This window comes from Pseudonocardia sp. NPDC049154 (assembly GCF_040648315.1).
GTDB lineage: Bacteria > Actinomycetota > Actinomycetes > Mycobacteriales > Pseudonocardiaceae > Pseudonocardia.
This window is the reverse complement of record NZ_JBEZDN010000036.1, coordinates 24,172-36,417: the sequence shown is the minus strand read 5'-3', so window position 1 is coordinate 36,417 and position 12,246 is coordinate 24,172. Positions and strand designations below refer to the sequence as shown.

The 12,246-nt window shown below is 72.5% G+C and carries 12 protein-coding genes; 4 read left to right on the top strand and 8 right to left on the bottom strand.

Features of this window, described 5'->3' with window-relative positions; translation table 11 throughout:
- Positions 1-7: 7 nt before the first annotated feature.
- Positions 8-1,183 carry an alpha/beta fold hydrolase gene (locus AB0B41_RS18995; RefSeq protein WP_358204861.1) on the top strand — a complete coding sequence of 392 codons (1,176 nt, stop codon included), beginning with the start codon at positions 8-10 and terminating at the stop codon, positions 1,181-1,183.
- Here the strand turns inward: AB0B41_RS18995 and AB0B41_RS18990 are convergent.
- Both AB0B41_RS18990 and AB0B41_RS18985 read right to left on the bottom strand, forming a co-directional pair.
- A complete protein-coding gene (locus tag AB0B41_RS18990; RefSeq protein WP_358204859.1) occupies positions 1,173-1,775 on the bottom strand; it encodes a zinc-binding dehydrogenase in 603 nt (200 codons plus the stop codon). The two genes, AB0B41_RS18995 and AB0B41_RS18990, sit on opposite strands and share 11 nt — an antisense overlap.
- 266 nt (positions 1,776-2,041) lie before the next feature.
- Positions 2,042-3,103, bottom strand: a complete 1,062-nt coding sequence (locus tag AB0B41_RS18985; protein ID WP_358204856.1) for an alpha/beta fold hydrolase — start codon at positions 3,101-3,103, stop codon at positions 2,042-2,044.
- 112 nt (positions 3,104-3,215) lie between these two features.
- Between AB0B41_RS18985 and AB0B41_RS18980 the strand changes: the two genes are divergently transcribed.
- Together AB0B41_RS18980 and AB0B41_RS18975 are read left to right on the top strand one after the other, a co-directional pair.
- Positions 3,216-5,015: a helix-turn-helix domain-containing protein gene (locus tag AB0B41_RS18980; RefSeq protein ID WP_358204854.1), complete on the top strand. Its 1,800-nt coding sequence runs from the start codon at positions 3,216-3,218 to the stop codon at positions 5,013-5,015.
- Positions 5,016-5,115: 100 nt separating this feature from the next.
- Positions 5,116-6,759 (top strand): NAD(P)/FAD-dependent oxidoreductase, encoded by a 1,644-nt coding sequence (locus AB0B41_RS18975; RefSeq protein WP_358204852.1) that lies wholly within the window; start codon positions 5,116-5,118, stop codon positions 6,757-6,759.
- Between the two features lie 61 nt (positions 6,760-6,820).
- On the opposite strand, the gene AB0B41_RS18970 is transcribed toward AB0B41_RS18975, so the two are convergent.
- Complete coding sequence (locus AB0B41_RS18970) at positions 6,821-8,131, bottom strand: acyl-CoA dehydrogenase family protein (RefSeq protein ID WP_358204850.1); 1,311 nt, start codon at positions 8,129-8,131, stop codon at positions 6,821-6,823.
- 221 nt (positions 8,132-8,352) lie between these two features.
- Positions 8,353-8,964 (bottom strand): FMN-binding negative transcriptional regulator, encoded by a 612-nt coding sequence (locus tag AB0B41_RS18965; protein ID WP_358204848.1) that lies wholly within the window; start codon positions 8,962-8,964, stop codon positions 8,353-8,355.
- A gap of 190 nt (positions 8,965-9,154) precedes the next feature.
- Here AB0B41_RS18965 and AB0B41_RS18960 point away from each other — a divergent pair, with 190 nt between their 5' ends.
- On the top strand, positions 9,155-9,472 hold the full coding sequence (locus AB0B41_RS18960) for a LysE family transporter (protein ID WP_358204845.1): 318 nt from the start codon (positions 9,155-9,157) through the stop codon (positions 9,470-9,472).
- A 17-nt stretch (positions 9,473-9,489) separates the two neighbouring features.
- Here the strand turns inward: AB0B41_RS18960 and AB0B41_RS18955 are convergent, their stop codons facing one another.
- The 4 genes from AB0B41_RS18955 to AB0B41_RS18940 form a co-directional block, all read right to left on the bottom strand.
- A complete protein-coding gene (locus AB0B41_RS18955; protein WP_358204843.1) occupies positions 9,490-10,341 on the bottom strand; it encodes an alpha/beta hydrolase in 852 nt (283 codons plus the stop codon).
- 58 nt (positions 10,342-10,399) lie between these two features.
- Positions 10,400-10,813, bottom strand: coding sequence for a nuclear transport factor 2 family protein (locus AB0B41_RS18950; protein WP_358204841.1), 414 nt, complete (start codon positions 10,811-10,813; stop codon positions 10,400-10,402).
- A 110-nt stretch (positions 10,814-10,923) separates the two neighbouring features.
- A complete protein-coding gene (locus tag AB0B41_RS18945) occupies positions 10,924-11,583 on the bottom strand; it encodes a peroxiredoxin (RefSeq protein ID WP_358204839.1) in 660 nt (219 codons plus the stop codon).
- Positions 11,584-11,762: 179 nt separating this feature from the next.
- Positions 11,763-12,176, bottom strand: coding sequence for a nuclear transport factor 2 family protein (locus AB0B41_RS18940; RefSeq protein WP_358204836.1), 414 nt, complete (start codon positions 12,174-12,176; stop codon positions 11,763-11,765).
- Positions 12,177-12,246 lie beyond the last annotated feature (70 nt).

Sequence of the window (12,246 nt, the reverse complement as noted above, 5' to 3'; positions counted from 1 at the left end):
ACCTGCAGTGTTCGAGTACTTCCCCGGCAACTACGTGTGGAACCTGGGCGTCGTCGCCGCGCTCAACTCCGGCGGCCTGATCGACGAGATCGACCGTGCCTGCCGCCCGATCCGCGAGGCCGCGGCGCAGGGCTCCGACGCCGGCACCCCGGACTTCCTGCGCGCCTGGACCGCGCTCACCGACCAGCTCGTCGCGCAGGCCGAGGCCGCCGAGAAGACCGGCCACACCCGCACCGCGGGGCAGCTGTACTTCCGGGCCACCAACTACCTGTGCCAGGCCGAGCGCATGCTCGCGCACTCCGACCCGAACCGCGTCCCGACCTACCGCCGGGTGCTGGAGCTGGCGCAGAAGGCGTTCTACCTGCGGGACAAGCGGATCAGCCGGGTCGCGATCCCGTACGAGGGCACCACGCTGCCCGGCTACTTCAGCGCCGCCCCGGCCACCGACGACGGCCCCGCCCCGGTGATCGTGCTGGTCAACGGCCTCGATTCGACCAAGGAGCACATGTACGGCTCCGCGCACTGGGAGGAGCTCGCCGCCCGCGGCATCTCCTGCCTGATGCTCGACCAGCCCGGGACCGGTGAGGCCCTCCGGCTGCAGGGCCTCACCGCCCGCATCGACACCGAGGCCTGGGCGGGCGCCGCCGCCGACTGGCTCGAGCGGCGCGCGGACGTCGACGCCTCCCGGATCGGGATCGTCGGCTGGTCACTGGGCGGCTACTACGCCCCTCGCGCCGCCGCGTTCGAGAAGCGGTTCGCGCTCTGCGTGGCCTGGGGCGCCAACCACGACTGGGGCGCGGTGCAGCGCCGCCGCCTCGAGCGCGAGGGCGAGCGCCCCGTGCCGCACTACTGGGAGCACGTCCTGTGGGTGTGGGGGCAAGAGGACCTCGACACCTTCATCGCCTTCGCCGACGACGTGCACCTCGACGGCGTCGTCGAGAAGATCACCGTGCCCTTCCTGATCGCGCACGGCGCGAACGACCGGCAGATCCCGCTCGAGTACGCCCACCGCTCCTACGAGCAGGCGGTGAACTCCCCGAGGCGGGAGCTGCGCGTCTTCACCCCGGAGGAGGGCGCCACCGAGCACATCGGCCTCGACCACCTCCCGCACGTCAGCACGTACATCGCCGACTGGGTGGCCGACACCTTCGCCGAGCCGGGGCGCCCCGCACTCAGTAGGTGATCAGCGGCTTGATCACCCCGTCCCGCTTGTCCCGCATGACTGCGAACGCCTCCTCCGCGTCCCCGATGCCGAACCGGTGGGTGGTCATCGGGGTGGGGTCGACCTTGCCGGTGACGAGCAGTCGCATGAGGCGCTCCATGCGCTCCCGGCCGCCGGGGCACAGGTCGGTGGTGATCTGCTTGCCGGCCATGCCGAGGCCGAAGGCGTCGAGCGGGATGGTCAGCGTCGGGCCGCCCTCGCCGTGGTGGCCGAGGTTGGAGATCGTGCCGCCGGCGCGGGTCGCGCGCAGGCAGCCCTCGAAGGTGACCTGTGAGCCCAGGGCCTCGATGGCCGAGTCCACGCCGTCGCCGGTGATCTCCACGATCTGCTCCGCGGCGTCCCCGCCCGAGGGGTCGACCACGACGTCCGCCCCTAACTGCTTGGCGAGCGCCGCCCGGTCCGGCCGCCCCTCGACCGCGATGACCAGGCCGGCGCCCAGCAGCCGGGCGCCCAGGGTCGCGGAGAGCCCGACGGCGCCCTGGGCGAAGACGGCGACGGTGCCGCCGAGCGGGATGTGGGCGTTCTCGGCGCCGACGAAGCCGGTGGAGAGCATGTCGCAGGCGTAGACCGCGACCTCGTCGGCGAGCCCGTCGGGGATCGGGGCGAGGTTGTAGTCGGCGTCGTTGACGTGGAAGTACTCGGCGAGGTTGCCGTCCTTCTGCGCGGTGTAGCGGTAGCCGCCGAGCGGGCCGCCGCACTGCGAGCTCAGGCCTCGCTGGCAGTAGTCGCAGAGCGCTCGACGAGGCCGATCCGGCCTTCGCCGAGGAAGGCGAGTCCGCGCATGGTGCTGCTCATGGTGCGTCCTTCCGGGTAGTGCGGTCAGGCCGGGCCGGCGAGGAGCTCGCCGAGGTGCTGGTCGATCTGGGGCATGTAGGTGGGCGCCACGGCGAACAGGGCGAGGTGGCCGAGGATGTCGTCGACCACGCGCAGCTCGGAGTGCTTGATCTTCTCCTGCTCGGCCCGGCAGTCCCGGACCGGGAAGAACATGTCCTCGCTGATGGGCATGACGAACGTGCGGGCGGTGATGCGCCCGAGCGCGGCGTCGAGGTCGCCGCCGGTGTGCCGCGCGACGTCGCCGCGCTGCCACTTCCACGCCATGCACAGCAGGTCGTTGGGGTCCATCGCGGTGAAGTACGGCTCGAGGAAGCCCTCGAGGAACGCCTCCTTGCTCTCGAACTCCAGGGCCCGCCACACCTCCTGCTTCCAGAACTCCGTGGAGAGACCCATCACCGCCCAGATGCCCGCGTGCCGCTTGAGCCCGGCCTCGACCTCGGTGTTCGAGGTGTACTCGCCGTCGGCGAAGCCCGGGTCCGAGGTGATCGCCTCGTTGAGGGCCTTGGTGAACAGGAAGTCGTGCGGCGTGTTCTGCGCGGTGCCCGCGATCGCCGCGGCCCGCTTCACCTTCTCGGGGAAGCGGACGGCCCACTCGTAGACCTGCTGGGCGCCCATCGACCCGCCGACGACGGCGTGCAGCGTCTCGATGCCGAAGTGCTCGCGCAGCAGCCGCTCCTGGGCGACGACGTCGTCGCCGATCCGGACGTGCGGGAACGCCGACATGGCGATCCCCGCGTTGGGGCCGTCGGCGTTGTGCGGGGAGGTCGACAGGCCGGACCCGATCTGGTCGACCACCACGATGAAGTACCTGTCCGGGTTCAGCGCGTGCTCGGGGCCGATGTAGGCGTCGCGCCAGATCTGGTGGGTGCCGGAGTACCAGGTCGGCACCAGGATCGCGTTGTCCCGGGCCTCGTTCGGGGCGCCGAAGGTGGCGACGGCGAGCCGGCAGTCGGGGATGCTGCCGCCGTCCTCCAGATCGAGCCGGCCGATGGGGATCAGGTCGTACTCGCCGTGGAACTCGGGCGAGTAGTACGGGTTGTCGATCATGTCCAGCTCCTCGTCGAGGGACCGTGCCGACCCACTGTCGACGGTGTCCCGCGACCCGCCGTGTCCGGAATTGGGACACGCCACGACCTTGACCCGTGGCGCACGATGTGAGGTGGGACACGAGGAGGTGCTCGCGGGGATGGACGACGTGCCCGACCGCCGCCTGTTGCTCGCGAGCGCCCGGGCGGAGCTGCTCGAAGGCGGGGGCGCCCCGGAACGCCGCGGGGTGCCCGACCACGTCGCGGCCTCGTGGCGGCGCAGCGTGGCCGGCGGGGTCGCGCCGGACTCGGTGGAGAGCCAGTACTTCACCGGGCTCGACCTCGCGTCCCGGCTGGTGCGGTGCGCCCGGCCGGTGATCGACCAGCTCTCGGAGCAGATCGCGGACGTCCCGATGTGCGTCGCGCTCACGGACGACCGGGCCCGGATCCTGGCCCGCAAGGACAGCAGCCGGTGGATCGGGCGGATCCTCGACCGCGTCTACTTCGCGCAGGGCTTCGGCTACGCCGAGGGGACGGTGGGCACCAACGGCGTGGGCACGGTCCTGGAGTTCGGCGAGTCCGTGCACATCGTCGGCGCCGAGCACTTCGTCGGCACCCTGCAGTCCTTCGCCTGCGCCGGCGCCCCGGTCCGCGACCCCTTCACCGGCCGGATCGAGGGTGTCCTCGACATCAGCTGCCTCGCCGACCACTCGACGCCGCTCATGCACTCGCTCGTCCGCGCCGCGGCCCGCCGCATCGAACACAATCTGGTCCAGGACCGCGACCAGGCCCAGCAGGCGCTGTTCGACGTCTACTCGCGGGTCGACGCCCGCACGCGCGGCGCGGTCGTCGCGGTGGGCCCGCGGGTGGTGGTGGCCAACACGTCGATGCAGACCCTGCTCGCCGCCGGCGACCGGGAGGCCCTGCACGACCACCTCCGCTTCCTCGCGGGCCGGCACACCTCCGTCGACCACCGGGTCGACCTGCCCTCCGGCGCGCGGGTGCGGCTGCGCGGCTCGACCGTCACGATCGGGGACGACGTCGCGGGCATGATCGGCGTCGTCACGCTCCTCGACGAGGTCGACGACCACCCCGCTCCCGCGGCGACGCTCGGTGTCGCCGGGCCGCGGGGGACCGCCTCCTCACCGGCGTGGTGCGCCGCGGCCGCCGCCGCGCGCGCCGAGCTCGACGCCGGCCACCCCGTCCTCGTGCTCGGCGAGCCCGGTGCCGGCCGGTTCAGCCTGCTGAGCGACCTGCACCTGCAGGGGAACCCGCACGGCCGGGTCACCCGGGTCGCCGCCCGGACGATCGAGGCCGGTCCCCGAGAGGTCGCCGGGGCCGTCGCGACGGCCGGGGCCGGGACCCTGACCGTGCTCTGCGACGTCGACCGTCTCCGGCCGGCGACCGTGGAGCTGCTGGTGGACGCGTTGGGAAAGCACGCGGACGCCCTGCCCCGGCTCGCCGCGACCGCCGCGCCCGCGGACGGACCGGCCCCCTCCGTGCACCGCTCGCTCCTGGCGGTCCTCCGCGGCTGCGTCACGGTGCCGCCCCTGCGTCACCGCACCGCGGACCTCCCCGGGCTGGCTCGCGGGCTCCTCGACGAGCTGGCGCCCCACCGCGACGTCCGGCTCTCCGCCGAGGCCGTCCGCCTGCTGTCCCGCTACCGGTGGCCCGGGAACGTCCGCGAGCTCCGGGAGGTCCTCGCCGCCGCGGTGGCCCGCCGCCCGGTGGGCGTGATCGAGGTTCAGGACCTGCCCGCCCACTGCCAGAGCACCCCGCGCAGCGCGCTGCGCCCGGTCGACGAGATCGAGCGGGACGCCATCGTCTCGGCGCTGCGCACGGCGGCCGGGAACCGCAAGGCCGCGGCCGCCGCGCTCGGGATCGCCCGCTCGACGATGTACCGCAAGATCCGTCAGTACGGAATCACCGACTGACGTCCGGACGTGTCCGTTGTTGGGACACGTCCGGTGGGTGGGACACCGCCCACGATGTCCGGGCCCACCCAGGCAGGACACACGGAAGAGGTCGATGACGATGACGTCCGCACCCGACACCGCACCGCCGGCCGACGGTTCCGCGGCCCCGCTGGAACTCGACGCGGTGGTCCTCGGCGCCGGCGTCGCCGGGCTCTACCAGCTCCACCAGCTCCGCGAACAGGGACTGCGCGTGCGGGCCTACGAGGCCGGGAGCGACGTGGGCGGGACCTGGTACTGGAACCGGTACCCCGGCGCGCGGTTCGACTCCGAGGGCTACATCTACCAGTACCTGTTCTCCGAGCAGCTCTACACGGAGTGGAGCTGGAGCGAGAAGTTCCCGGGCCAGCCCGAGGTCGAGCAGTGGCTGCGGTACGTGACCGAGCGGCTCGGCCTGCGCGAGGACATCCAGTTCTCGACGCGGATCGTGAGCGCCCACTACGACGAGGACCGCGGCCGCTGGACCGTGCGCACCGACCGCGGCGACACGATCGACACGCAGTTCTTCGTCACCTGCGGCGGCATGCTCTCGGCGCCGATGGAGGCCCTGTTCGAGGGCCAGGACACCTTCCGCGGCCCGATCGTCCACACCTCGCGCTGGCCGAAGGAGGACGTCGACCTCGCCGGCAAGCGGGTCGGCGTCGTCGGGATCGGGGCCACCGGGATCCAGGTCATCCAGACGATCGCGAGCGAGGTCGAGCACCTCACGGTCTTCGCCCGCACCCCGCAGTACGTGCTGCCGATGAAGAACCCGAAGTACGGCGAGGCCGAGCAGCGCTGGTACAAGAGCCGCTTCGAGGAGCTGCGCACGACCATCCCGCACACGTTCACCGGGTTCGAGTACGACTTCGAGCACGCCTGGGCCGACTGCACCCCCGAGCAGCGGCGGGAGATCCTCGAGGAGATCTACCAGGACGGGTCGCTCAAGCTGTGGCTGGCGAGCTTCGGCGAGATGTTCTTCGTCGAGGAGGTCAGCGAGGCGGTCTCGGAGTTCGTCCGCGACAAGATGCGCGCCCGGCTGAAGGACCAGCACCTGATCGACGTCCTCGTGCCCACCGACTACGGTTTCGGCACCCACCGCGTCCCGCTCGAGACGAACTACCTCGAGGTCTACCATTGGGAGAACGTCGAGCTGGTCGGGGTGAAGGACAACCCGATCGCCCGGATCCTGCCGAACGGCGTCGAGCTGACCGACGGCAGCGTCCACGAGCTCGACGTGATCATCCTGGCCACCGGGTTCGACGCGGGCACCGGCGCGCTGACCCGCATCGACGTCCGCGGCCGCGAGGGTCGCTCGCTGACCGAGGACTGGGGCCGCGACATCCGCACCACGATGGGGCTGATGGTCCACGGCTACCCCAACATGCTCACCACGGCCGTGCCGCTCGCCCCGTCCGCGGCGTTGTGCAACATGACGACCTGCCTGCAGCAGCAGACCGAGTGGATCACCGCCGCGATCCGTGACCTGCGCGAGCGGGGCGCGACCGTGATCGAGCCGACCGAGGCCGGCGAGGAGGCCTGGGTGGCCCACCACGAGGAGGTCGCCTCCGCGACGCTCGTGCCGAAGACGCACTCCTGGTACCTGGGCTCCAACGTCCCCGGCAAGCCCCGGCGGCTGTTGTCCTACATCGGCGGCGTGGGCCAGTACCGGCAGAAGTGCGACGAGGAGGCGGCCGCCGGGTACCCCGCGTTCGACCGACGCTGACGTCCGCGCCCGGGCCCGGCCCCGCCACTCCGGCGGGGCCGGGCCGGACCTCCCGCGACCGTCAGACGACGACGGTGTCGATCCCCTCGTGGTGCTTGCCGAACTCCACGTACTCGTCCTCCATGATCGCCCGCGGGTTGAAGAGCGGGTCGGCGAGGATGCCGTGGACGCGGCGCCGCTGCATGCCCATGTTGCCGCCGTCGTAGATGGGCAGCACGGAGGCCTCGCGGAGGATCTTGCCGAAGCCCGCCTTCCGCTCCAGGCTGTTCACGCCGACGATCTGCATGCACTTGTACACGCAGTCGAACATCATCTCGGTGACCTGGATCTTGTTCATCGCCCCGACCAGCTCGGCGTGCTGGTCGTGCTTGTCGAGGTAGTCCGCCGCCCGCCAGGAGAAGTAGCGGCCCATCTCGATCTTCGCCGCGACGTCGCCGAGGACGTAGCCGACGTTCTGGAAGGAGATGATCGGCTTCAGCGCACCGGCCGTGTTGCCCCGGGCGAAGTCGAGGGCCATCTCGTAGGCGGCGCGGGCCATGCCGACCGCCGCGATCGCCGCGATCGGGCCGGACCAGGCGAAGTTGCGGTTGATGACGAGGTCGCCGTTGCCCTCGGCCCCGGGCAGCAGGTTCGTGGCCGGGATGCGGGCGTCGGAGAAGACGATCTCCGCGTTCGAGGCGAGGCGGTGGCCCGTCTTGTCGAGGGTGCGGTAGGTGACGCCCGGGGTGTCCCGCTCCAGGACCAGCGCGGACAGACCCTCGGTGCCGCCCTTGTCGGGGTCGGTGCGGACGATGAGCGTGCCGGCGTTGACGCCCCGCTCGTCCCAGCCCGCCGACGACGGCCAGTACTTGCGACCGTTGACGACGAAGTGGTCCTCGTCCCGCGTCGCGGTCAGGCCGACACCGGCCGGACGCGGAAGCGGGATGTCGAAGTTCGCGGTGCCGGCCGGGTTGCCGGGCGGCTCGCTCGCGGTCCATCCGCCGAGGTACTCCCCCGTCGGGTCCGAGGTCGCCGCCCGTAGGAACCGGTCCTTCTGCTCGTCCGAGCCGTACCAGGCGATCGGCATCAGGCCGAGACCGTTGCACAGGACCGTGCAGGCGAACCCGGGATCGACGACGCACAGCTCCTCGGCCGCGACCGTCAGGTCGACGCACGACACACCACCTCCGCCGTACGCCTTCGGCAGCATGCACATCGCGATCCCGGCCTTGTACGCCTCGACGTAGGCCGGCTTCGTCATCTGGAAGCCCTTGAGCGGGTCCGGCTCCGCGTCGGCCGCGGCGACGATCGGCTTGAGGACGTTCTCGGCGAAGGCCCGCACCTCGTGCTGCAGCTTCTTCTGTTCGTCGGACATCGTGAAGTTGATGGTCATCGGAACTCCGAGTGGCATCGGCGGTCTTCAGTTGGCGTGGTGGTTCCGGAGTGGTGGTTCCGGAGTGGTGGTTCCGGCGTGGTGGTCGCCCGCTCCCGTGAGCCGGGCGGCGAACGACGGTACGCCGGTGCCGTCGCCGTGCCTATCCGTCGTCCCGGGGTCGCTCGCGCCGCGGGGCGACGGCTCGTTTCCGCCGGCTCCAGCACGGTCGCCGGGTGGCGTCAGGGTCGGTGGGCGGCCACGGCCTCCGCGCCCCGGACGTCGCCGACCCCGCGAAGGCCCTCGACGACGCCGTCGATGTCCGCCGCGGGCCGGTTCTGGCTGAGCTTGAACTTCGCGTCGACCCGGTCGATGCGGACCTCGACGCCCACGATCGCGCGCAGCTGGCCGCGGAAGAACTTCTCCGGGACGTCGTCGACGCGCCACGGGGCCGGCCGGTCCGCCTCGTGCAGGTCGGTCAGCCGCCGCACGACGTCGGCGAGCCAGTCGACGTCGTCGTGCACGGTGACGATGCCGTGGACGTGCGCGGTCACGTAGTTCCAGGTGGGGACGACGCGCCCGTGCTCGGCCTTGGAGGGGTACCAGGTCGGGCTGACGTACGAGTCCGGACCGCGGACGATCACCAGGCCCTGCTGCCCGTCGGCCCGCCGCCAGTGGTCGTTGGTGCGGGCGAGGTGGCCCAGCAGCGTGCCCCGCTCGCGGTCGTGGACGAACGGCAGCATCGTCGCCTCCAGACCCTCCGGGCCGGCGGTGATCAGGTCCGCCGCGCCGTGGTGGTCCAGCAGCTGCTGCACGTCCTCGTCCGCGGGGGCGAAGTGGGTCGGCACGTACACGGTCACTCCTCGCATCGGAACCGGTGACATCAGCATGCACCGCCGGGCGGCCTTCTTCGACGGCCGATCCCCCGTCATCTCGGAAGGCCATTCCCGCATGCGATCGACGCGGCGGCCGGGCGGGCGACAAGACCGTCGCCTACCGCGCGGTGGCCCGCAGGGCGTGCCGGCGGCCGTCTCCCGTGGCACGGTGCGGGGATGGTCCCGATCAACTGGTGGGCCTTCGCGGGCGCTGTTCCCGAACCTGCTCAACCCGAAGGCGGTGCTGTTCCTCGCGGCCGTGCTGCCGCAGTTCGTGGTGGCCGGTGCCGCTCCCGTCCCTGCGCAGATCGTGCTCCTCGGCCTGCTGGACGTCGTTCTCGGCGCGCTGCCGTGGGCCGCGGTGGTCCTGCTCGGGCTGCGGCTGGCGGACGTGCTGCGGCGGCCCCGCGTGCGGCGCTGGTGGGACCGCGCGACGGGCGCCACGCTCGCCGGGCTGGGCGGCGGTCTGGTGCTCGACCACCGCTGACGGGCCGGCCCGGCGGGTCAGCGGGTCAGGATGGTGTGCAGGACGTCGGCGAGCGGTTCCGGGTGCACCTGGACGCCGATGTGGCTGGTGGCGATCTCGTGCACGTCGAACGGGTTGTCCGGGGTGAGGGCGTCCGCCTCGGCGATGTAGCGGTCCTGCAGCGCGGGCGGCAGTGCCCGGTCCCCCGTGAGCCGGACGTAGCTGCGCGGGATCCGGCCCCAGGTGGCGGCGTCGGCGCGGACGCGGTCCTCGTCGATCAGCAGCGTCTCGTCCGGGTCCTGCGTGTGCAGGTAGGCGAGCAGCTCGTCCCGGGTGCCGTCGGCGAGCAGGGCGGCCTGCAGGGCGTCGAGCATCGCCGGGTCCGCGGTGCGCCAGTTGAGCCGCAGCGCCCCGACGGCGGCGGGGTCGGCGCAGATCAGGCCGGCCACCGAGCCCAACAGGCTCTCCGCGTTCTCCGGCGACGCGTCGTACTCGGCCGGACCCGCCTGCACCGGGCAGTGCGCGGACACGTACACCAGCCGGTCCACCAGCTCGGGCGCCGCGTTGCCGACGGCGGTCAGGGTCAGCCCGCCCCGGCTCACCCCGACCAGCACGGTCGGCCCGTGCTCGCGGGCCCGCCGCAGCACGTCGACGACCGCGGCCACGTCGTCCGCCGTGCCGATCCCCTGCATCCCGCTGGGTTCGGCGGCCAGCGCCGCGGGGTCCTGCGGGCCGAGGTAGCCGCGCGGGACCCGCGCGGAGAACCCGTGCCCTGGCAGGTCGACGGCGAGCACGCGGTGCCCGCGCAGGGCGAGCTCGCGCGTCACCGGGGTCCAGGACGCGGCGTTGCAGCCCATTCCGTGCACGAGCACGACGGTCGGATCACTCACGGCCCCGCAGTCTGCCGGGCCGCCCGCACCCGGCCGGCGGGACCCCGTCGACGCCGGATCAGTCGTCCCGCAGGACGGTGCGGCGGTCGATCCGCCAGCCGGCCGGGGTCCGGACGAGGTCGTCCACGACGGTCGTCAGGCGGTGCAGCCGGGAGGGCTCACCGGTCGGGGTGCCGACGATCTGCAGGTAGGCCCGGGAGGTCAGGGTGTCGGGCCCGCCCGGGATCACCTCGACCGTGCTGACGACGTGCCGCAGCGCCTCGCCGGACTCGACGCAGCCCGCGTGGAAGCGCTCGGCGAACGCCGTCAGTTCGGCGGCCCCGATGGCCGGGTCGGGATAGCTGGGCGAGTGGAACTCGCCGTCCGCAGTGAAGGTCGCGGCCCAGTCCGCGGCCCTGCCCGAGTCGATCGCATGGCTCTGCCGCCCGTAGAGCTGGTGGACGGCGAGCACGTCCTCGGCCGAGATGTCCATGGCGACATGCTCGGCCGTGATCGAGGAACGTTTCACCGTCCGGCAGCGGCCCGCACCGGTCGGCCCGGGCGCGTCGGCTCACCGCCGCGCCCCGGGCCCCCGGCGCGCCGTCAGCTCGGCTGGGGCACGATCCGGATGTACGGACGCGGGGCCTCCCAGCCGTCCGGGTAGGTCCGGCGCGCCTCCTCGTCCGAGACCGAGCCGGCGATGATCACGTCCTCGCCCTGCCGCCAGTTCACCGGCGTGGCGACCTTGTGCCGCGCGGTCAGCTGCAGCGAGTCGATCACCCGCAGGACCTCGTCGAAGTTGCGGCCGGTGGTCATCGGGTAGGCCAGGACCAGCTTGACCTTCTTGTCCGGCCCGATGACGAAGACGTTGCGCACCGTCTGGTTGTCCGCCGGCGTGCGGGCGCCCGCGTCACCGCTGGTCTCGGCCGGCAGCATGCCGTAGAGCTTGGACACGGCGAAGTCGGCGTCGCCGATGACCGGGTAGTTCGGCGCGTGCCCCTGGGTCTCGGCGATGTCGGAGGCCCATTCGGCGTGGCTGCCCACCGGGTCCACCGACAGGCCGAGGATCTTCACGTCGCGCCGGTCGAACTCGGGCTTGATCCTGGCCATGTAGCCCAGCTCGGTGGTGCACACCGGGGTGAAGTCCTTCGGGTGCGAGAACATCACCGCCCACGAGCCGCCCATCCAGTCGTGGAACCGGATCCGGCCCTCCGTCGTCTCGGCCTCGAAGTCGGGCGCGTCGTCGTTGATCTTGAGCGTCACCGCGGTCTCCCCTCACGGCCGGCGGCGCGTCACCCTCCGCGTGCCCGCGGAGTTCCGGCCGGCCTCCTCCGGCCGGGCCCGGACGGAGCCGTCGCGCGTCGCCGGGTCCCCGAAAGTACGCACGCACCACCGCCCGTCAATCCACCAGGCGGCCCGGGAGGCTGCCCCGAAAGGGCTTGTCAGCTCGGCGGGGGCTCGCCCCCGGTGTGCGCGAACAGCTTCGCCACGATCGTCCACTCCCCGTCGATCCGGGCCAGCGAGAAGTAGTCGACGAACGACACGGACCCCCAGTAGCCCTCCTCGGCCACCGTCGCGACCGCGGCGTCGCCGGTCTGCTGGACCGCGAGGATCCGCGAGCGGTACCGCCCGGTGTCGGCGGGCGCGCTCGCCGCGAGGGCGAACAGCTCCTCGATCGGGACGTCGAACCGCTCACCCCCGAGCGAGCCGAACATCCGTGCGTCGGTGTGGAAGGCCCGGCGCAGCTTGTCGACGTCGCCCTCGGCCTCCCCCTCGAGGCAGAGCCGGACGGTCCGGCAGATCGCGTCGTAGTCGTCGACCGCGCTCCCGGCCCGGTCCTCGATCACTTCGGTCACGACGGCCTCCCCACGGTGTCGCCCTCGCTCTCGTCCCGAGCACGCAGGGTCCCGCCGCGACCCGCCGCGG

Coding starts and splice junctions, on each gene's coding strand:
- AB0B41_RS18985 (WP_358204856.1), bottom strand. CDS start 3,103: ATGATCGACAACCCGTACTACTCGCCCGAGTTCCACGGCGAGTACGAC.
- AB0B41_RS18950 (WP_358204841.1), bottom strand. CDS start 10,813: ATGGACATCTCGGCCGAGGACGTGCTCGCCGTCCACCAGCTCTACGGG.
- AB0B41_RS18990 (WP_358204859.1), bottom strand. CDS start 1,775: ATGCTCTCCACCGGCTTCGTCGGCGCCGAGAACGCCCACATCCCGCTC.
- AB0B41_RS18970 (WP_358204850.1), bottom strand. CDS start 8,131: ATGACCATCAACTTCACGATGTCCGACGAACAGAAGAAGCTGCAGCAC.
- AB0B41_RS18975 (WP_358204852.1), top strand. CDS start 5,116: ATGACGTCCGCACCCGACACCGCACCGCCGGCCGACGGTTCCGCGGCC.